Genomic DNA, 1325 nt, shown 5'->3' with positions numbered 1-1325 from the left:
GAATGTTGATTTCTGACTTTTGTCAGATCGTTCTTTAAAAATTCGGATATGTGATAGATAGACTGAATGCCAGTTTCACTGCTGGTTATTCAGGCTAAGGTAAAATTTGTGAGTTCTGCTCAGCAATGAGCAACATGCGAATTTTCGGCGAATGTCGTCTTCACAGTATAACCAGATTGCTTGGGGTTATATGGTCAAGTGAAGAAGCGCATACGGTGGATGCCTTGGCAGTCAGAGGCGATGAAAGACGTGGTAGCCTGCGATAAGCTTTGGGGAGTCGGCAAACAGACTGTGATCCAGAGATCTCTGAATGGGGGAACCCAGCCAGCATAAGCTGGTTATCTTGTACTGAATACATAGGTGCAAGAGGCGAACCAGGGGAACTGAAACATCTAAGTACCCTGAGGAAAAGAAATCAACCGAGATTCCCTTAGTAGTGGCGAGCGAACGGGGACCAGCCCTTAAGCTGGTTTGAGATTAGTGGAACGCTCTGGAAAGTGCGGCCATAGTGGGTGATAGCCCCGTACACGAAAATCTCTTGCCAGTGAAATCGAGTAGGACGGAGCACGAGAAACTTTGTCTGAACATGGGGGGACCATCCTCCAAGGCTAAATACTACTGACTGACCGATAGTGAACCAGTACCGTGAGGGAAAGGCGAAAAGAACCCCGGAGAGGGGAGTGAAATAGAACCTGAAACCGTATGCGTACAAGCAGTGGGAGCCTACTTTGTTAGGTGACTGCGTACCTTTTGTATAATGGGTCAGCGACTTATATTCAGTGGCGAGCTTAACCGAATAGGGGAGGCGTAGCGAAAGCGAGTCTTAATAGGGCGCTTTAGTCGCTGGGTATAGACCCGAAACCGGGCGATCTATCCATGGGCAGGTTGAAGGTTAGGTAACACTGACTGGAGGACCGAACCGACTACCGTTGAAAAGTTAGCGGATGACCTGTGGATCGGAGTGAAAGGCTAATCAAGCTCGGAGATAGCTGGTTCTCCTCGAAAGCTATTTAGGTAGCGCCTCATGTATCACTGTAGGGGGTAGAGCACTGTTTCGGCTAGGGGGTCATCCCGACTTACCAAACCGATGCAAACTCCGAATACCTACAAGTGCCGAGCATGGGAGACACACGGCGGGTGCTAACGTCCGTCGTGAAAAGGGAAACAACCCAGACCGTCAGCTAAGGTCCCAAAGTCATGGTTAAGTGGGAAACGATGTGGGAAGGCTTAGACAGCTAGGAGGTTGGCTTAGAAGCAGCCACCCTTTAAAGAAAGCGTAATAGCTCACTAGTCGAGTCGGCCTGCGCGGAAGATGTAACGGGGCT

At 49.7% G+C, this 1325-nt stretch carries 1 rRNA gene; it reads left to right on the top strand.

The window, feature by feature from the left end:
• Nucleotides 1–192: 192 nt before the first annotated feature.
• Nucleotides 193–1325, top strand: a 23S ribosomal RNA gene (locus AC25ND_RS26350); the annotation flags it as partial.

The sequence above is a fragment of the Pseudomonas sp. P110(2024) genome, assembly GCF_057480795.1.
This window is presented reverse-complemented; position numbering and strand designations above follow the sequence as displayed.